Below are 18,352 nucleotides of genomic sequence, written 5' to 3' on the forward strand. Positions count from 1 at the left end.
AGTAACGGGTAACGGCTACCCCTTACTTAGCTATCCAGCAGGAATCAACCAAGGTTCTGGTTGATGTAATCGATGGCCAGCTGAACAGTGGTGATTTTTTCTGCTTCTTCGTCAGGAATTTCGGTTTCGAATTCCTCTTCCAAAGCCATTACCAGCTCAACTGTGTCGAGGGAGTCAGCGCCCAGATCTTCAACAAAGGATGCTTCAGGTTTTACATCTTCTTCCTTCACGCCCAGTTGTTCAGCAACGATCTTTTTTACGCGCTCTTCAATGCTGCTCATGATTCAATTTAACTCCTAGTGGATAAAAATCTGTTTTGGTCACTGTTTGAAATATGTCCACATCATGTGGTGATTCAGTAACCGGCTAACACAGCTTATGGTTAATGCGAGGCGGCATTGTACCCTGATTTTTTCGGGATGTAATGCACCGCCTCCCAGCAACCTTTGAATGATAAAAAATTCTTTACCAATCAATCACTTATGGCAATTTTCTCGAAAGAAAATTAGCCCATATACATGCCACCATTCACATGAATGGTCTCTCCGGTCACATAACCGCCAGCATCGCTGGCCAAAAATGCAACAACAGAGGCAATCTCTTCCGGCGCACCCAGTCGGCCCAGCGGGATCTTTCCGAGCAGTACATCGCGCTGCGCTTCTGGCAGCACTTTGGTCATGTCGGTATCAATGAAACCCGGAGCTACGGTGTTGACGGTAATTCCGCGGGAACCAACTTCAGCTGCCAGCGCGCGGGCAAAGCCCCCCACACCAGCCTTGGTTGCAGCGTAGTTGCTCTGGCCAGCATTGCCCATGCTGCCAACAACAGAACTGATATTGATAATGCGTCCCCAGCGCGCTTTGGTCATATCCCGCAAGCAGCTTTTGCTAACGCGATAGACTGCCGTGAGGTTAGTATTCAGCACGGAATCCCACTCATCATCCTTCATCCGCATCAGCAGATTGTCCTGGGTGATACCGGCATTATTCACCAGAATTGTCGGAGCACCGAATTCCGCCTTCACGGATTCAAGAACGGCTGCGATACTCTCAGGGCTGGTAACATCCAGCTCCTTGCCAGCACCTTTGACGCCCTTCTCCGCAAAACGTGCAGAAATTTTTTCAGCGCCGCCGGCACTAGTGGCAGTACCAATTACGATAGCACCCTGCGCGCCGAGCAAATCGGCGATTGCAGCGCCAATACCGCGGCTAGCACCGGTAACCAGCGCCACCTTACCTTCCAGTGAAGTTGTATAAGACATATTTTCTCCAGACATCCCTTTCGCGCCGCGACCCTATTTGGTGCGCGCCAGCGAAATAGGTTCCTCAAATTATTTTGCAGTGGAAATTACGGCTTCTGACAGCTGTGCCGGCGTTTCAATATTGACAGCCGACAAGCCGCGGTCAATTCGCTTGGCCAGACCCGCAAGAACCTTGCCCGGCCCACACTCGACCAGTTGACTGGTACCGGCCGCAGCCATCGCCTGAACGCAGGCCGTCCAGCGAACCGGGCTGTAGATCTGCTCGATCATCAAGGCTTTGATTGCCGACGGGTCTGATTCGGGTTTGGCATGCACATTGTGAATCACCGGGATTTCCGGCGCATGAAAGACAGTGGCTTCAATCTGCGGCGCCAGCTTTTCTGCGGCCGGGCGCATCAGCTCAGTATGGAAAGGTGCGCTTACTGGCAGCGGCAGTGCGCGCTTGGCGCCCGCAGCTTTACAGGCCTCAATAGCCCGCTCAACCGCTCCGGCGCTACCGGCAATCACCACCTGGCCCGGAGAGTTGTAGTTGACCGCAGCAACCACCTCACCCTGAGCCGCCTGAGCACAAGACGCTTCGACCACCTGATCATCCAGGCCAATCACCGCAGCCATGGCGCCCTCACCTGCCGGCACAGCCTCCTGCATCAGACGGCCGCGCTCGCGCACCAGGCGCACCGCATCTTCAAATGCGAGCACACCAGCACACACCAGTGCGGACCATTCACCGAGGCTATGGCCAGCCATACGTGCAGGAGTAACACCCCCCTGCGACAACCAGGCGCGATAAAGCGCTACGCTGGAGGTCAGCAGCAGTGGCTGAGTTCGCTCAGTGAGATTGATATCTTCCTGGGCGCCATTCTGGCAAAGATCCCAGAGGTCATACCCCAACACGGAAGAAGCTTCGGAAAAGGTTGCGCCTATTTCAGGGAAGGCCTGGGCTGCCTCTGCCAGCATACCGATCTGCTGGGAGCCCTGGCCGGGAAATACAAACGCCAAAACTGGATTGGTCATGGAACATCCTTCAACCAAATAATGGGAGCCTTAACTGGTTGGGACCGCGCGACTGCTCAATGACCATTCACATCGGAAGACGCCGAATGATTGAGCAGTTCCAATTAATCGCAACCCGTCTGACGCTGGGCCTGCTGAGCCATGGCTCGCCCTAATTGATGCGCGAGATCAGACTCAGCACACTCTTTCGCCGTCAGCATGGCGCGGTAAAACGCTTCGCTACTGGCACCGCCATGACTCTTGATGACGTTGCCTTTCAGCCCCAAAAAGCTGGCGCCATTATAGCGACCGGGTTCTAGCTGTGCGCGCCATTTTCGCAACAGATTTATGGCTAATTGGCCAAAAAAGCGCTTGATCGGCGCTTTTTTGTCGATCGTAAATGTTTTTTGACCTATGAGTCGTATGACGCCCTCGGCGGACTTCATGGCGACATTACCCATCAAGCCATTGCATACGACTACATCCACGACACCGGTAAAAATATCGTGCCCCTCGACAAATCCCACGTAATTAATCGAAGGGTCCGCCTGCAGCAACTGACCCGCACGACGAATTTCCTCGGTACCCTTGTGCTCTTCAGCGCCAATATTCAGCAGCGCCACGGATAGCGGATCTCTGCCGGAAAAAACGCGCTGGGCCTCTACGCCCATGCGCGCGAACTGCACCAGATCTTCGGCACTGCAGTCGATATTCGCGCCGAGGTCGAGCAAAAAGCAGGAGCCGTCGGCCGTAGGCAGGGATTTACCCAATGCGGGGCGCCGAACCCCCTCAACGGTTCCGAGCATGCTGCGCCCGAGGGCCAGCAGAGCGCCGGTATTCCCGGAGGTAACCATAGCGCCACACTCACCGCTGGCCACCGCCTGCAGCGCTCGCGCCATGGAGGATTCCCGCTTGTGCCTTAAAGCCTGAACCGGGTTGCACCCTTGGGTAATCACCTGGGCACAGTCAACGACCTCGAGGCGCTCACGCACCGAAGGGGGTTGCTTGATAAGAAGGGATTGCAGTTGGGAGCGTGGGCCGAAGAGCTTGAGCTCTGCCCGAGGGAAGCGGATAAGAAATCTTGCACAGGCCGGAACGACAGAGCGGGGACCTAAGTCCCCGCCCATCGCATCCACGGCCAATCGTAACTGGCTGGACAAAGCTTACTCTTCTTCGGAAGAGCCGCCGACATCAATCACTTTACGACCACGGTAAAAACCGTCTTTGGTCACGTGGTGACGGTGGTGCTTTTCACCAGTAGTCGGATCCACGGACAGAGTCGGTCCGCTCAGTGCATCGTGAGAGCGACGCATACCGCGACGGGAACGGGTTTTTTTGTTCTGCTGAACAGCCATTTGGTGCTCCTAAACATAACTAACAGTTAACACCGGAACCGGGGCGCCTACCGGCGAGCCCAAACCCTTCAAACAGCCCTCAAGACTTGTTTGACGAACCCTTCAACTGTTCCAGTACTTTAAAGGGGTTTTCCTGTTGCCCTGCCGCCTCAGACACCTCAGCACCACTTTGGAATGTATCTTTGGAGACGCATTCCTCGTCGTGATAAGCCACCATTGGCAGGTTGAGCAAAATCTCATCCTCCAACACCTGATACAGATCCAGCTCATCGCCTTCCTGTATCACCGGATCCAAAGTTTTGGGCAATGCATTGCCCTGCTCTTCAGACCACACAAAGCCCCAGGCCACATCGGCCTCAATCTGCTCACTCACCGGCTGCAGGCAACGCTGACACAACAGCTCAACTTGCAGCTGAATGTGCCCGGTGGCCACCTGATGACGCTGCAGGTCGCGGGCAAACGCCAGCTCAACCTTTACATCACCAATTACCGACTCGGTGGACGAAACCAGACGCGGCAAAGCATCCCACGGCACAGTACCGTCCAATTGCTGCTCACGCTGCACCAGTTTTCGTGCATCAATGCGGCGCGGAAGCGCAGATTTATGGGGGGGTATCGACATAAGCGCGCAATTCTATGGACTCACCCGAGCCTTGTCAAAACAATTCAACCACCGCATGATCATTCGCCGGAACGCCTGCCGTAACGGGGTTTCCGCCATTACCCAAAGCCGAACCCGGCACATTGCCGCGACAATCACAACAACCCAGACGCACCAGGACAGCTGCTACCATGCGCCGACTGATTCTAGCCTCAAGCTCCCCCTATCGCCGCACACTGCTGGAGAAACTGGGATTGCCTTTCGAATGCGCCGCGCCCCATATAAAGGAAGAAGCATTGCCCCAGGAGAGCGCAATCGCACTAGCCAGCCGACTGGCCACCGAAAAAGCACTGGCACTGACAGGTCAATTTCCTGACGCACTCATCATCGGCTCCGACCAGGTGGCAGAGTGCCAAGGCAAACACCTGGGAAAGCCCGGCACCGAAGAAAACGCGGTAGAACAGCTGCTTTTCTGCTCCGGCCAGGCGGTCAACTTCCACACCGGGCTCTGCCTGGTAGACGCCGCCAACAACACCCACACTACTCTGTGCGAAAAGTTCACGGTGATCTTCCGCCAATTGAACCGAATAGAGGCTGAGCGCTACGTGCAGCTCGACAAGCCGCTGGATTGCGCAGGGTCGTTTAAAGCGGAAGCTTTAGGGGTAGCACTATTCGAAAAAATGGAAGGGAATGACCCAAACACACTAATCGGCCTACCATTAATTCGACTAATTGAGCTGCTGCGCCAATATCAGATGGACCCGCTGAAGGCGCAATAGACACGCTCAGCAGCCCACAAGCCACCCATCAGGCCACAAGCGGAGGCCAGCACAACAACTCGCCGAAATGGTCAATGATCTGCTGTGGGCGGCACACATCAAGACGTTCCCGACTGTGCACACCATAACTGACACCAATGGCGGGCATATTGATTGCCGACGCCATTTTCAAGTCATACTCGGTATCTCCAACCATCACCGCGTCGCCAGCACTGCACCCCATCTCAGCAAGAATCTCACGCAGCATCAGCGGGTCCGGCTTGGACGCGGTCTCATCCGCACAGCGACTGGCGGCAAACAAGTGCCCCACTCCATGCTCTTCAAATTCGCGCTCAAGTCCGCGCCGGCTTTTACCGGTCGCAACCGCCAACCGGTGCCCAGCGCACAGAAGTTGGTCCAGCGTTGCCAGAACACCATCAAATAGCGGCAAAGGCTCGGCCCGGGCCGCCAGCCACTCTTCAGCATAAAAAGAACGCAACTGATCCCGCTGCTCGCTGTGCGCCTCGGGGAACAGGGAGGCGATCGCCTCTGGCAGACCGAGACCAATGATATTGCCGATCGCCGCAGGCTCCAGCACAGGCAAACCAACCCGGTCAGACGCTCGCTGCATACAGGCAACAATACGCGCCTCCGAATTGCAGACAGTCCCATCCCAATCAAGAATAACCAGCACTCAACTTCCCTCTATAAGCTTCGCTCATCACGCCAGCAAGGCGGTTAGCCTATGGCTTGCGCAGATTCGACAGTACCACCTCAAGCTCGGCAGGCAGGGGCGCTTTAACATCAACCCGAGTTCCATCAGGCAAGGTACACCTTACTCCGGCAGAGTGCAGAAACAGGCGCTTTAACCCCTGCTCACGAAATGCCGCATTCACCTCATCCGCGGTGTATTTGGCGTCCCCCGCCAGCGGGCAACCCACAAACTGCGCATGCACACGAATCTGATGAGTACGACCGGTCACCGGTTCCGCAGCGACCAGGGTGGCCCCAGGGAACCGCTCTTCGACCTGGAAGCGGGTTGTCGACGGCTTGCCGTCGCCGTCCACCACCACCATGCGCTCACCACTTTTCAGGGTGTTTTTCTTCAGCGGCGCCTCGACCAGCTTGCGGCCGCGAGGCCACTTGCCTGCCGCCAACGCCAGATAAGACTTACCCAGCTTGCCCGCACGCAACTCGGACTGAACGTGCAGCAGCACCGAACGCTTGCGCGCCACCAGGATGGCCCCACTGGTATCGCGATCGAGCCTGTGCACCAACTCCATAAACGGACTCTTGGGGTACATTTGGCGCAGGGCCTCAATCAACCCGAGACGAACGCCGCTGCCACCATGCACTGCCAGACCGGCAGGCTTGTTGACCACCAGCAGTCCACCCTTGTCATACAGTATGGACGCCTCAAGCAGGCGCCGCAGCTGGTCACCTGCAACCGCCGGCGCTGACTCCTCAGACATGCGGATAGGCGGCACTCGCACCTGATCACCGCCCTGAACGCGGTACTCTGCCTTCACCCTTCCTTTATTAACGCGCACCTCTCCCTTACGCAGAATCCGGTAGATCCGCGAACGGGGGACTCCCTTGAGTCGCGCCTGCAGGAAATTGTCGATCCTCTGGCCGGCCAGCTCTTCAGGCACAGTGAGGAACTGCACGCCGACACCACTCTGCAGTGACGGGCGACCGCCGGTATCACCTGCGGACTCACCAGACTCCTTCACTTGAGGATCCTCCTGAGAAACGGTTTGAGAATTTACCCGGCGGGAGGTGCGGGGGTTACGGAGGGACTTTTTTGGGGGGTTACTTCGCATGGGGCGCATGATAGCCGCAAGCCAGGGGCTTTTGAAGCGGTGTGATTGATGCTGAATTGGCACCGTGGTATATTCGGCCGGCCTGAATTGGGGCTGGTTTTCGGCGGTGCACGGTTTTTCTGCTATACAAAAACTCAGGTGCCGCTCTTGAGAAAATACCGCCAGTCGGGCCGGTGCGCGGATTGCCGCGTTATCAACAAAACTTTGTCGGTGAGACTCCTCGAGAGCGCGTCGCAAGATGGTGCCCAGGGAATGCAGCCAAAGCTGTCACTCCTGAAGCTCTCGCCGACCTTACCCCGCCAAATGCGGGATTTTTGCGAAGGTAAGACGGGCTGACGCCCGCAGCGCTTGAAAACAAACTCGACTCGTTACATCACGCTCTGAGAATCAGACGCCAGCGACCGTACTGGCCCCCGGCGCGCCGCCAGAGATGCCAATGCACTCCAGGGCCGTCGGTAACTACCAGGCATTGACCACAAGGGCCCAGCCACGAGCCGGCCCCAGAGCCAGAAGAAAGATGTGACCCATGCTCCCCCAAACCGGGAAGCAGTTGGGACCCGCCCCAGTACTTATCGGGGCCGGCCCAACAGGATTTGAATGCTGTACTGATTCGTCGGCATTCAGAGTTAACAAAGTATGCAGCCCCACAGGCACCTGTTTGAGGTGACCCCTGTCTGGAGGCGCATACGACCACGGCGATGAGTGACCGGGCATCCCCCGCTGCCACCGCCGTACCCTCTCAAGCCCTGCGAGCTTCAGCGGTGTTTTACCTTCGCGCAATTGCAAGGATAAAACTAACGCATGAAGAGAATGCTGATCAACGCAACCCAGCCGGAAGAGCTGCGCGTTGCCCTGGTCGATGGCCAATGGCTGTATGACCTCGACATCGAGAATCGCACCCGCGAACAGAAAAAAGCCAATATCTACAAAGGTAAAATCACCCGCGTAGAACCCTCCCTGGAAGCTGCCTTTGTCGACTACGGCGCAGAGCGCCATGGCTTCCTGCCCCTGAAAGAAATCTCCCGCGAATACTTCAACAAGTCCCCGAAAGACATCGATGGCCGCATCAAAATCAAGGATGTAGTCAAAGAAGGGATGGAAGTCATCGTTCAGGTGGATAAAGAAGAGCGCGGCAACAAGGGTGCCGCCCTCACCACCTTTATCAGTCTCGCCGGTCGCTACCTGGTACTGATGCCGAACAACCCGCGCGCGGGCGGTATTTCTCGCCGCATCGAAGGCGACGAGCGCAGCGATCTGCGCGACGCCCTGTCCAGCGTGGAAGTACCTTCCGGTATGGGCATCATCGTGCGCACCGCCGGCGTTGGCCGCAGCGGCGAAGAACTGCAGTGGGACCTCAACTACCTGCTGCAACTGTGGACCGCCATCAAGAAAGAAGCGGACGAGTCCAAAGCGCCCCACTTCCTGTTCCAGGAAAGCAACGTCATCATCCGCGCCATTCGCGACTACATGCGCGATGACATCGGCGAGGTGATCGTCGACGATAATGGCGCTTACCAGCTGGCTGCAGAATTCGCTCGCCAGGTCATGCCGAACTACGCCAACAAGGTGAAGTTCTACGACGATAATATCCCGCTGTTCAATCGCTACCAGATTGAAAGCCAGATCGAGACCGCCTTCGAGCGCGAAGTGAAACTGCCCTCCGGCGGCTCCATCGTGATCGACATTACCGAAGCGCTGATCTCCATTGACATCAACTCCTCACGCGCCACCAAAGGCGGCGACATCGAGGAAACTGCGCGCAACATCAACCTGGAAGCGGCAGACGAGATCGCTCGCCAGCTGCGCCTGCGCGATATGGGTGGCCTGGTGGTCATCGACTTTATCGACATGCAGAACAAGTCCAACCAGCGCGAAGTCGAAAAGCGCATGGAAAAGGCTCTCGGCATGGACCGCGCCCGCGTTCAGGTTGGCCGTATCTCACGCTTCGGCCTGCTGGAAATGTCCCGTCAGCGCCTGCGCCCATCTCTGAGTGAAACCACTCACCGCGTCTGCCCCCGCTGTAGCGGCCAGGGCACCATTCGCGGCACCAAGTCACTGGCTCTGTCCATCCTCCGACTGGTGGAAGAAGAAGCGAAGAAAGAGCGCAGCGCAGAAATCCGCGCAATCACCCCGGTGAACGTCGCCACTTACCTGCTGAACGAAAAGCGCAAAGCCATCTCCAACATTGAGGCCCGCAACAGCACCCGTGTGGTAGTGGTCCCCAACGCTGACTTGGAAACTCCGCACTTCGAAGTACTGCGCCTGCGCGACGACGACTCCGGAACCCTGGAAACTTCCTACAAAATCTCCGGCACCATTGAAGAAGCCGCAGACAAGAACAAGGAAGATGAGCCACTGCGCGCCCCTGCCCAGCCGGCAGTGCAGCAGATCGCCCACACGGCACCGGCCCCCACCCCGGCCGCCAAGCCCAAAGCGAAAGCCAAGCCACAGGCCGATGAAAAGCCTGGTCTCTTCAGCCGCCTGATCAGCGCCATCACCGGCCTGTTCAGCAGCGAAGAAGACGACGACCGCAAGAAGCACAAGAAGTCCAGCGGTCGCGGCAAGGGCTACCAGCAGCGCAACCGCAACCAGCGCGGTGGCCGCGGACGCGGACGCAACCAGCGCGGCAACCGCCGGGACGACCAGCGTCGCGACGAACGTAGTGAAGAGCGCAAAGACGACAATCGCCCCAAGCGCGGCGACAAGCGCCGTGACGACAGCGAAGCCGCCGAGCGCCGCAGCGACAACCGCAGCGATGCCCGTGACAGCAACCGCGATAGCGGGCGTGACGGTCAGCGCGATGGTCAACGGGAAGGACAGCGTGAAGGCCAGCGCCGCAGCCGCCGTCGTCGCGGCGGTGATCGTGGCGAACGCCGCAACGACCAGCAAGGCACCGCCGCCGAAGTCGAAAACACTAATCTCGACAATGCAGCAGCCACTGTAGATTCTAGTGATGATCAGCAGCGCCCTGCTCGCCGCCCCAGCAATGTACGCGCCCGCCCGCAGCCCCGTCGCCGCGGCCGTCGTGGTGACAGCAGTGCAGAAGGCAGTGAAGAGGCGAGCACTCAGGCCGCAACCGAGCAGCAGGAACTGAACCGCGAAGTCAACGAAGCCATTGACACCGCGGAGCGTGAAACCGGCAACAAGCCGGCCAAACGCGAACAGTCTGTCGCCAGCACTGAGACCAAGCCGGAGCGCAAACGCGAGCCAAAAGCGAAAGTCGAAGAGCCGGCCGCAGAAGCTGCCCCGCAAACGCCATGGGCCGATGCCAAGCTGAAATCCGAGCAGAAAGCAGACGAGCCCAAAGCTGAAACCGCAAAAGCCGCGGAGCCCGTCGAAGAAGCGCCAGCAGCCAAGCAAGAAGCGACCGCCAAAACAGAAGCGGCAGCTCCTGCTCAAGCCGAAGCACAAACGGTAGCGCAAGCGGAAGAAAAGGCGCCAGAAGTAAAAGCCGAGTCCGAGACTGCCAAGCCAGTAGCGGAAGCGACACCAGCCATTTCCGAGGAAGCACCGGCTGAAAATACTGAAGCCGAAATTGCTAGCAGCGAAGTAGAGCCAGCGGTAACTGAACAGCCTCAACCTGCTGTTACTGCTGAAGCAGCTAGCGAACCAGTGGCCGCTGAAGAAGCAGAAGCAGTGGCTCCGGCCGCTCCAGTAGAAGCCGCACAGCCAGCGACCGCCTCCACCGGCGGCAAACTGACACGCGCCAGCAATGACCCCCGAATCAACCCCAAACCGCTGGGCGAGTTCGAAGTCATCACCGCGCGTCCGGAAGTTGGTGAACTGCGCCCGCTGGATACCGCACAACCAGCGGATATCGAGCACAGCCCGCGTCCCCTGCAGCGCCCCGCCAACGACCCCCGCGTCAAGCGCAGCGCGCCAGTGGAGAGCACCGGAGATTCTGCGGAAGCCGGCTGAGTAAGCACGGAGAGCGAGTGGGTTAGCTGCTCAAAAATGCAGCTAACCCATTGAACTTACTAAAAAAATTGCCTGCGCACTTGTACCGGGAAAACATGCCGGTATAATGCGCCGGACAAATTGGTGGGGTGGCTGAGTGGTCGAAAGCGGCGGTCTTGAAAACCGTTGACTGTAACAGGTCCCAGGGTTCAAATCCCTGCCCCACCGCCATATCAAACCTGTAACCTTTTGATTTTTAAAAGGTTTTCAGGGTTAAAAAATAGCCACTGGGCCAATGACTGGGCCACCCGGCACAAATACCCGCCTAGTGCGGGTTTTTTGTGCCTGCTTCTTGGGTATCTCTGCTAAGCCCTGCTGGAGCGCCCTTCCCTTTTTACTGCTGGACCGGACTTTTGACCTCCAGAGGCCTAGATCGCAGTCCTAAGCGGCCCGCAGCTGTAAGTACATTTTTTAGCCAGGCGAGCCGAAAGTAACAAAGATTACGGAATCTCCCTACTAGAGAAAACAGCCAATGCCGTAACGGCTAGATTGTAAATTTCTCAAAGTCGCGTAAGGTTTAGCGTCTGCCGCATCTCGAGCTATTACTTATCGACCCTCGAGCTAAGCAGCGACGCTTCAGCGGCTAGTGCCGGGGCCCAAACCCTCAACACTGACCATGACAATAGAATCCATTTCGCCGATAGGCCCGATCGCGATCAGCCCTACATAAATACGGCGGAGACATTAACTTGCAGCAGCCGACACATACACTCAGAAACAAGAAACAGCTGAACCCGGAAGCGGTGATTCTCGCTCCCGAAATATGCTCGCTTATTGAATCTCCAGAATTATGCATCGAGTTCTTTCGGAAAGCTGAAGCTGGATATAAAAGCAGCACAGCAGTCATCTACGATCTAGAAAAGACCACCACGGTCACAGAAACATTTGTTGCCGTCTTGATAGCATTCATCAAAGATCGGAACATTAGCTTACTGAAACCGTCAAAGTTCCGCTGGCCAAAAGACAAAGCATGCGACCAAAAACTGAAGAAACTCGGAATACTTCGCAGCTTTTCACAGCAAGGGGATGTGGTAGACCTGGAACACTTGCAACCACAACGTCTAACCAACAAAAAAGTACAGAATTATTGGGCAAAATCTGCCGTCGATCTCGCCACTAAATTCCTGTACGGAGAGTCACGGCGAATCAAAGAACTCTATTCAATTTTGATTGAAATCATGGCTAACACCAACAATCATGCCGATAGAGAAATAGCAGGAAAGTATCCCTGGTGGCTTATATATTTTGCAGATGACGAAAGGGATGTAGTTAAGTTTGTAATCCTCGACCTGGGTGTTGGTATTTTCGAGAGCTTACCGGTAAAACAACATATCATCAGAAGCCCATTACCCGTAAGGGTTGCGGGTGGTAACGCTAATCACCATCTATCGCTACTTCGAGGAATGCAGCTGGAAAAAGTTTTGAAAGATCTTGTTGATGGAAAGATTAAATCAAGCACTCAAGATCCAGCCCGCGGAAGAGGCATGCCACTAATCGCCGACTGTGCGCAAAGCGGAAATTTTGAAAATTTTGTAATCATTGCCAATGACGGATACGTCGACCTAATCAACAGCACTGTATCTGTAATGAATGAGAATTTCAGCGGAACCATTTACTATTTCGAGTTAAAGAAGAATTGAAATCATGGCTGACTTGAAAATTTCTATTGCCGAGGATTTTAGCGATGCGCCCGGAGCAAGATACCGGGATGATGGCGACGCATCCGGACAAGAATTTTATGAAGATCATCTAAAAGGGAAATTTGAAGAGGCAGTGGCGAAAAAAAATCGATTAATTATCGATATGGATCGCACGTATGGATACGCCACCTCCTTTATTTCAGCTTCTTTTGGTCGACTATCCAAAGAGTTCGGGGCAGATAAAGTTTTATCGATCGTGGAAATAATCTCCAAAGAAGATGAGAATGTAAAACGCTATACAATTAACATCATTAAAAACCCAGAAAAAGAATGAAAGTGTGGCACTGGATTGTTTCAACAATCATTTTAATTACAGGTATATATATTGGCGCCCTTTATGCTCGCCTACCAATTTTAAAACTCAATCGTGAAGTTGACATTATAGAGCTAGGAAATTTATTTGTTGTTTTTTCCTTGGCAATTTTAGCTCCATATCTAATCACCAATAGAATCGACACAGATCGCCATAAAAAAAATTTGTTAATCGAAGAGGTTTCTATATTCAATAGAGGCTTGGAAAAACTTGAAAACACGCTTCACGACCTAGAAGGTAGAACCTTAGATCAGGCAGACTGCTCAAAAGTATATAGTCACTTCAAAAAACTAGGCGCGCACCTTACTTCTCTCGCACATCAGGTTGGAGAGAGTCGAAACTACCGCCCCGTTAAGGGACAGGTTGAGAACCTACAAGATGAACTAACTAACTACTGGGATTATGTAACAGGAACGAAAGGCATTAAGCCCACGAACTTCATACTTTCAGGAAGGTTTCTGTTGAGGCAATCGGTACACCATGAGAAAACTCTAGATAGTTCGCGCCGCCTGAAATTTACTATAAACAACTCATAATCTATCTAGCTGGCGACAGGCCAATACTTAAGGCCATTAATGTCGGACAACGGCCAGGAACGCACGCACAGAGTACGATTTACTCTACCCCGATTCACTTCTGAAATCTTTCACTTTAAACCAACCATTCGGCTGCACCGCAGAGGCTTCGTATACAAGTCACTTTGGATGAATCGCGTTATCCCACTTAATTAAGTTTTCAAAGGAGCTGTATTTTCAGTCACCCTTCCCCAGTAAATGTCGAAGCTTACGCTGAGAATTATGTTGCTGGGACTCCGATCAAATTTATAGAGCTCAAACACTTCAAGTCACCCCGGGGGGGGCAACTAAATTTAAATATCAAAACTCCACCCAGTCGACAGCGCTTGCCAAATAATATGACCACTACTCGCGTGTTACCGTCACACATCCCCAAAAGAGAACGACGAGAGCACTGAGACTGCCCAATCATCCACACGTAATCTATTTAGGGTATACCCCTGGCGTAAACCCAAAACTCTATGTTTAGGGTTGTTTTTGGCTTGCATAAACACATATTATGTAAATGTTTTAGACGCCAAAAATAGAGTATCGAACCAAATGAAAAATTTCTTGTACGCTAGGGTAAGTAGCGCCGATCAGACTACGGCCGCACAAGTGGAAGCCCTGACTACAGCCTATCCCGGCGGCGACCTACGCGAGGAGAAGGCATCGGCAACAACAATGGATCGCCCAGTACTGCGCAGTATCCTGGAAAACTTGCGTGAAGGTGATCAGGTCACAGTATGGAAACTCGACAGGTTGGCTCGGAATATGAGGGACCTACTAAAGATCGTGGAAGAGGTACGTGGTATGGGAGCCAGCCTTGAGATTCTTGACCAGGGTATTGATACCGGCACGGCTAGTGGTATGGCCTTTTTGCAAATGCTGGGAGTGTTCGCTGAGTTCGAGACAAATTTGAGGCGGGAGCGGCAGCTGGCAGGGATCGCCAAGGCCAAGCAGGATCCGAATAAATACACCGGTCGCCAGCCCCTGAGCGAACACAAGATCAACGCTATTCGCTCTTTAAGCGCTCAGGGAGTTAAGCCATCCATTATTGCCAAGGAGCTAGGCATCGGCGTGGCGTCGATCTATAAGTACAGAAAAGCGGGCTAACTGCTGTCGGTTACGAATTGCATTTATTTCGATAGGGGTGCGTCCCCGCTCCCAAAATATAATAACTCGCCAAATGGAATTGGCGTGTGGAAATTCATTTATTCCGCCTTTACCGCCTCTTGACTCCAGCCCGTTAAAGTGGCTGCTTGCGCCATGACCAGGGTCTTCGCAAAATTCGACACGCCACGGCCAGAAGCTACAAAATTAACGGAACCAACAGCGCCATTACAGGCTGTGCTTTTGTAGGCTGGCGGCTAAATCCAAAGCGCACAAAAACCTGTCGCCTGATCGTTTTTCCCGTGACCGCTGGTATCGCTTCCACACCGACTCTCGGCACTGGTAAACCGTCGCCCTGGTTGGCACCCAGCCGCGTGCACCGCCATCCGCCAGATATATATCCAGAGACTCAACGGCGGCGGCAGGTAGCCGGATAATCTTAGTCGGCAAGGGCAGCATCCTCGCCCTGTGTGAGAACAGTATCTTCCAGCTCGTCCCTATGTTGGTTAAGCAAACACTCCAACTGTGAGGCAATCTTTTCAGGGATTGCTATCCCGTGGTGTACCTCAACGAAGCCCTCAATTGCCTGCATAGTGGCGCCGACCTGTGACTCGACCTCGAGGTCGATCCGGTCACCTCCAGCAAGCTCGGCTCGCTGCTGTGCCCAACGTTCGCGGTCGCCGATGGCTTTAGTGTGCTGCACTACGGCGGTTTCATGGGCCATCACGGCTGGCGCCATGGATCGGTCACTGAACTGGCCGCACAGGTCGCGGCGGGTGTCCTCGACGCGCTCCAGTGTTAGCTGCACTCGCTCCACGGCCTCGGCCTCGTGCTGGGCAAGATAGTTCTCGGTTTCTTTGGTAATGGCTTTCATCGTCATGCGCCTCCGTTCGCTGTTTTAACGTCATGGGCATCCTTGCCCAGTCGATAAGGTTTTACTCGGCAATCCGTCCAGCGGAATTGAGCAGCCGCCAGCGCCTCGGCACCAGTGCAGGCTTCCGGCGATACCATCCGAACAATCTGGCCGCTCGGCAGCTTCACGTCCCACACTCGATACAGTGGAACCGAGATTGGTGCCGTCACGGCATCCCGAAGGGCCGCGAGCAACGCTTCCCGGTTCTGGCGCACAAAATCGCGGTCAGATTCGGTAAGTTTATTCGCGGGCGATATGGCAAGCCGACCGTCATAGGTGCGAGCGGAAAATCCGCGCTGCTTGAGTTCAACGAGCGCGTCCATCAGAAAAGTTCCTCATCCGGGTTCACGCCCCCCCAGTGTTTCCCGGTTTGAACCGCTAGGGTGCTAGAACCCGTATGGTTACTGGCTTTCCGCCTATCACTTACGTTTTTCAAAGTGTTAGAGGGTGATATGCCTAGCGCTAGGTTTTTGCCGTCTAACACTTGCGAATTTCCGGGTGCTAGGCCGGAGCCCCCGTCGTTATTGGGGTCTAGCGGTCTAGCGGTTAAATCGGGGAAACACTGGGGGGCGTAGCGGGCGAAGGCGTCCTGAAGGTCTTCGAGCCGGTAGGCTCGCTGGTTGCCGCCGTTCAGCCATGTCTGCTTTGGCCGCACTTTGTAGGGTTTTAGTAGGCGCGCAATGCTGGTTGTGGTGAGCGGTCGGCCAGCCTTCCATTCGGCCCAGGGGCGGTCCTCCATATCCACGAGTGCATCCACCAGCGCATACCCAGGTAGGGCATCTACTCCGCGCTCCGCGAAAATATCGCGCAGGTCGTGGAGGAGCATGGTGCCGGGGTCGGCAATCGGCTCCTTGCTGGCTTCGAGTGTTTCCATTGCCATCTTCGCCGACTCAGGCCAGTGCCCGCCCAGATGCTCCGCGATTGCGAACAAGGGTCGCCAGTTGTCGCGGGCGCGGTCGGTACCGGTGGCCTCTATGGTTGGGCTGGCGACTTTCAGGTCTTCAATAGCGTCCAGTGCCCACCGTGCCAGCTTCTGCCGCTTTGACTGGCAGGTTTCCCATATTTCCAGTGGCACCGCCTCTACGGTCTCTGTGGGCAGCTTGCGCCGCATCGGTAACATCACGCTGCGATCCAGAATCGTGTCGGGCGGATACTTGATCATGGCGATACACATCGGCGCCCAGGTCGAAAACCGTTTCGGTGCGCGGTTGCCGCCGTCGCCCTCAGTGCGCAGCACAAACGCGGTTTTGCGCGTGTGACCACTGTTCACCACCCCGCGCAGCTCCTCGTTTTCGGAGATAAACGTATCCGCCTCATCGAGCAGGAGCGTGGGCTGCCACTGGTCGATCACCCGGAAAATCACACTGGGGGTGGCATTGCTGGCGGCGAGGGCCTTATTGCAAAGCGCGTCGAGCAGTTCCAGCAGCGTGGTTTTTCCGCACTGGCGCTCAGGACTGGATATCAACAACTTTGGAAAAATGCGGAAAGCGCCGAAAACGAAGGTGCCCATCGTCCAGAGCGTGGCCGCAACCTCACCGCCATCGGGCAGAACAGAATGCCGTGTAAACGTCGCCAGTACTTCGTCGGCAAGCTCCGCGCCAACTACAGGATCGACCCAAGAGGAAATTCCCTCCTCCAATTCCTGCTGCGCGGTCTGCCCATTCTCGGCTGTGTGTTTCTTAGGCGCACAAGTGCCGGTGGTTTTCAGTTTTGCTTTGGGCGGGCGCGGCTCAGGCTTGCGTGGCTCTTTGGAACCGCCCTTAAACGCGCTCTTGAGCGTTCTTTTAGCCTCGAGCTGTGGCAATCCACAGGATTCGGCAGCGTCCAGCAGAGCGGCGTTTGCGGCGGCTTGATCGACTTCACCACCAGCGATCAGTTGCCCGATACCGAAAGCCTCGTCATTTAGCGTGGCGTTGCGGGTGCCTTCACCAGCGGCGGCAACTTTGCGGCAGGCATCATCCAGCGCGGCTTGCCCGTACCTCGTGGACAATCCGGTGGCCACTGACGGCTCGGTTTTGTTTTTCGGCGGCAGGATCAGATCGAGCAGCCATTGCGGCGAATCGGCCAGGGGGGATTTGTCGGAGGCCGTGTAAACAGCCCCGGAAACGTGACGACTGGGCGCAGCCACGATATAGCCGCCCTCGCCGCGCACATCGAAACAATCAGCAATCCCGGCTCGATTTTTCACTCTAACGCCGGCAGGGGTTTTGTAATATAGGTGATAACCCTTCGCCGTTTTCACTGTGCGCGTGGGCTTCATCTCGCAGCAATTTTTTTTCCGCAGGGCCTCGAATTTCTCTGGGTCATCCACGTCAACCACGAAAAAATTGCCGCCCGTCAGTAGGCCCACGTTCAGGGGCGCTGGCCCTGTCAGATAACCCCGAATAATAGCGGCGTCCGTAGTAGCGTCCTTCAGGCCGTGAGGCGTTGTAGGGTGCTTGCCGGGACTTGAACAATCGGGCTTGCCACAGGTGCAGCGGCCTTCCATGATGCCGTGCAGAGGCAACACTGGCCGGCCAGCTTCTGCGTACTGGAGCGCAGCGCGCAGGATAGGGTTCTCGCCCTCAGTGGGCGGGGGATAATTTTTCATCTGCTCTCACCTTCCTTGGTAAGCGCGAGAATCCGGGCGCATTATGTGCTACAGTGACCGCATATCTTGTGGAGTTTTTGGCCTGCCCGGCTTCGGTCGCGCGGGTCTTATTTTTGTTTGCGACTTTCCAGGTACTTTTCCATCTCCTCGATCATCAGCCCGGCACATCGCGGCCCCAGCTTCACGGTTCTAGGAAAGTCAGGGTCGCTTTTTTGCAGGTGCGCAACTGTAGTGAGCGCCAAGCCGTACCGTTCCGGCACGTCCTTCAGACGGATAAAGGTTTGTTGGGACATGATGTGGCCTCCTGCCGCTGCTATCGATTGCCCGTGAATGTGATTGTTTGTGTCCGTTCGTGGGCAAACGGTAAGGGGGAGGCAATAGAGAGTCCCCCCGAAAAACCGGAAAAGTCAGACGAGTTTTC

The 18,352-nt window shown here is 55.4% G+C and carries 18 protein-coding genes and 1 tRNA gene; 7 read left to right on the top strand and 12 right to left on the bottom strand.

Annotated elements, in window-relative coordinates:
• Window positions 1-44: 44 nt before the first annotated feature.
• The 6 genes from acpP to M0G74_RS06365 all read right to left on the bottom strand — a co-directional run bounded on the left by acpP (window position 45) and on the right by M0G74_RS06365 (window position 4,231).
• Entirely contained in the window at window positions 45-281 is a 237-nt protein-coding gene (gene acpP / locus M0G74_RS06340; RefSeq protein ID WP_010130751.1) for an acyl carrier protein, read from the bottom strand.
• 224 nt (window positions 282-505) lie between these two features.
• Complete coding sequence (fabG, locus tag M0G74_RS06345) at window positions 506-1,261, bottom strand: 3-oxoacyl-ACP reductase FabG (RefSeq protein WP_160153606.1); 756 nt, start codon at window positions 1,259-1,261, stop codon at window positions 506-508.
• Window positions 1,262-1,330: 69 nt separating this feature from the next.
• On the bottom strand, window positions 1,331-2,275 hold the full coding sequence (gene fabD, locus M0G74_RS06350) for an ACP S-malonyltransferase (RefSeq protein ID WP_248215679.1): 945 nt from the start codon (window positions 2,273-2,275) through the stop codon (window positions 1,331-1,333).
• Window positions 2,276-2,379: 104 nt separating this feature from the next.
• A complete protein-coding gene (plsX, locus tag M0G74_RS06355; protein WP_348983700.1) occupies window positions 2,380-3,390 on the bottom strand; it encodes a phosphate acyltransferase PlsX in 1,011 nt (336 codons plus the stop codon).
• Window positions 3,391-3,417: 27 nt separating this feature from the next.
• Window positions 3,418-3,609 carry a 50S ribosomal protein L32 gene (rpmF, locus tag M0G74_RS06360; protein WP_043316110.1) on the bottom strand — a complete coding sequence of 64 codons (192 nt, stop codon included), beginning with the start codon at window positions 3,607-3,609 and terminating at the stop codon, window positions 3,418-3,420.
• 79 nt (window positions 3,610-3,688) lie between these two features.
• Window positions 3,689-4,231 carry a YceD family protein gene (locus M0G74_RS06365; RefSeq protein ID WP_160153603.1) on the bottom strand — a complete coding sequence of 181 codons (543 nt, stop codon included), beginning with the start codon at window positions 4,229-4,231 and terminating at the stop codon, window positions 3,689-3,691.
• A 170-nt stretch (window positions 4,232-4,401) separates the two neighbouring features.
• Between M0G74_RS06365 and M0G74_RS06370 the strand changes: the two genes are divergently transcribed.
• Window positions 4,402-4,989 (top strand): Maf family protein, encoded by a 588-nt coding sequence (locus tag M0G74_RS06370; protein WP_248215680.1) that lies wholly within the window; start codon window positions 4,402-4,404, stop codon window positions 4,987-4,989.
• A gap of 28 nt (window positions 4,990-5,017) precedes the next feature.
• On the opposite strand, the gene M0G74_RS06375 is transcribed toward M0G74_RS06370, so the two are convergent.
• Window positions 5,018-5,662, bottom strand: coding sequence for an HAD-IA family hydrolase (locus M0G74_RS06375; RefSeq protein WP_160153601.1), 645 nt, complete (start codon window positions 5,660-5,662; stop codon window positions 5,018-5,020).
• Window positions 5,663-5,711: 49 nt separating this feature from the next.
• A complete protein-coding gene (rluC, locus tag M0G74_RS06380) occupies window positions 5,712-6,701 on the bottom strand; it encodes a 23S rRNA pseudouridine(955/2504/2580) synthase RluC (RefSeq protein WP_248215681.1) in 990 nt (329 codons plus the stop codon).
• An 891-nt stretch (window positions 6,702-7,592) separates the two neighbouring features.
• Here rluC and rne point away from each other — a divergent pair.
• From rne to M0G74_RS06410, 6 genes are all read left to right on the top strand, one after another.
• A complete protein-coding gene (rne, locus tag M0G74_RS06385; RefSeq protein ID WP_248215682.1) occupies window positions 7,593-10,709 on the top strand; it encodes a ribonuclease E in 3,117 nt (1,038 codons plus the stop codon).
• Window positions 10,710-10,831: 122 nt separating this feature from the next.
• Window positions 10,832-10,919 (top strand) — tRNA-Ser (locus tag M0G74_RS06390).
• A gap of 518 nt (window positions 10,920-11,437) precedes the next feature.
• On the top strand, window positions 11,438-12,388 hold the full coding sequence (locus M0G74_RS06395) for a hypothetical protein (protein WP_248215683.1): 951 nt from the start codon (window positions 11,438-11,440) through the stop codon (window positions 12,386-12,388).
• A gap of 4 nt (window positions 12,389-12,392) precedes the next feature.
• Window positions 12,393-12,722: a DUF4325 domain-containing protein gene (locus tag M0G74_RS06400; RefSeq protein WP_248215684.1), complete on the top strand. Its 330-nt coding sequence runs from the start codon at window positions 12,393-12,395 to the stop codon at window positions 12,720-12,722.
• Window positions 12,719-13,297: a hypothetical protein gene (locus M0G74_RS06405; protein WP_248215685.1), complete on the top strand. Its 579-nt coding sequence runs from the start codon at window positions 12,719-12,721 to the stop codon at window positions 13,295-13,297. Before M0G74_RS06400 ends, M0G74_RS06405 begins: the two co-directional genes overlap by 4 nt.
• Before the next feature lie 579 nt (window positions 13,298-13,876).
• A complete protein-coding gene (locus tag M0G74_RS06410) occupies window positions 13,877-14,431 on the top strand; it encodes a recombinase family protein (protein WP_248215686.1) in 555 nt (184 codons plus the stop codon).
• Between the two features lie 436 nt (window positions 14,432-14,867).
• Here the strand turns inward: M0G74_RS06410 and M0G74_RS06415 are convergent, their stop codons facing one another.
• The 4 genes from M0G74_RS06415 to M0G74_RS06430 all read right to left on the bottom strand — a co-directional run bounded on the left by M0G74_RS06415 (window position 14,868) and on the right by M0G74_RS06430 (window position 18,224).
• Window positions 14,868-15,308: a hypothetical protein gene (locus tag M0G74_RS06415; protein WP_248215687.1), complete on the bottom strand. Its 441-nt coding sequence runs from the start codon at window positions 15,306-15,308 to the stop codon at window positions 14,868-14,870.
• Window positions 15,305-15,664 carry a hypothetical protein gene (locus M0G74_RS06420; RefSeq protein ID WP_248215688.1) on the bottom strand — a complete coding sequence of 120 codons (360 nt, stop codon included), beginning with the start codon at window positions 15,662-15,664 and terminating at the stop codon, window positions 15,305-15,307. The genes M0G74_RS06415 and M0G74_RS06420 overlap by 4 nt, the downstream gene beginning before the upstream one ends.
• Complete coding sequence (locus M0G74_RS06425; RefSeq protein WP_248215689.1) at window positions 15,664-17,931, bottom strand: DUF3631 domain-containing protein; 2,268 nt, start codon at window positions 17,929-17,931, stop codon at window positions 15,664-15,666. Before M0G74_RS06425 ends, M0G74_RS06420 begins: the two co-directional genes overlap by 1 nt.
• A gap of 107 nt (window positions 17,932-18,038) precedes the next feature.
• Window positions 18,039-18,224 carry an AlpA family phage regulatory protein gene (locus M0G74_RS06430; protein ID WP_248215690.1) on the bottom strand — a complete coding sequence of 62 codons (186 nt, stop codon included), beginning with the start codon at window positions 18,222-18,224 and terminating at the stop codon, window positions 18,039-18,041.
• Between the last annotated feature and the right edge of the window lie 128 nt (window positions 18,225-18,352).

Origin of the sequence: Microbulbifer sp. CAU 1566 (assembly GCF_023156515.1) — a bacterium.
Lineage (GTDB): Bacteria > Pseudomonadota > Gammaproteobacteria > Pseudomonadales > Cellvibrionaceae > Microbulbifer.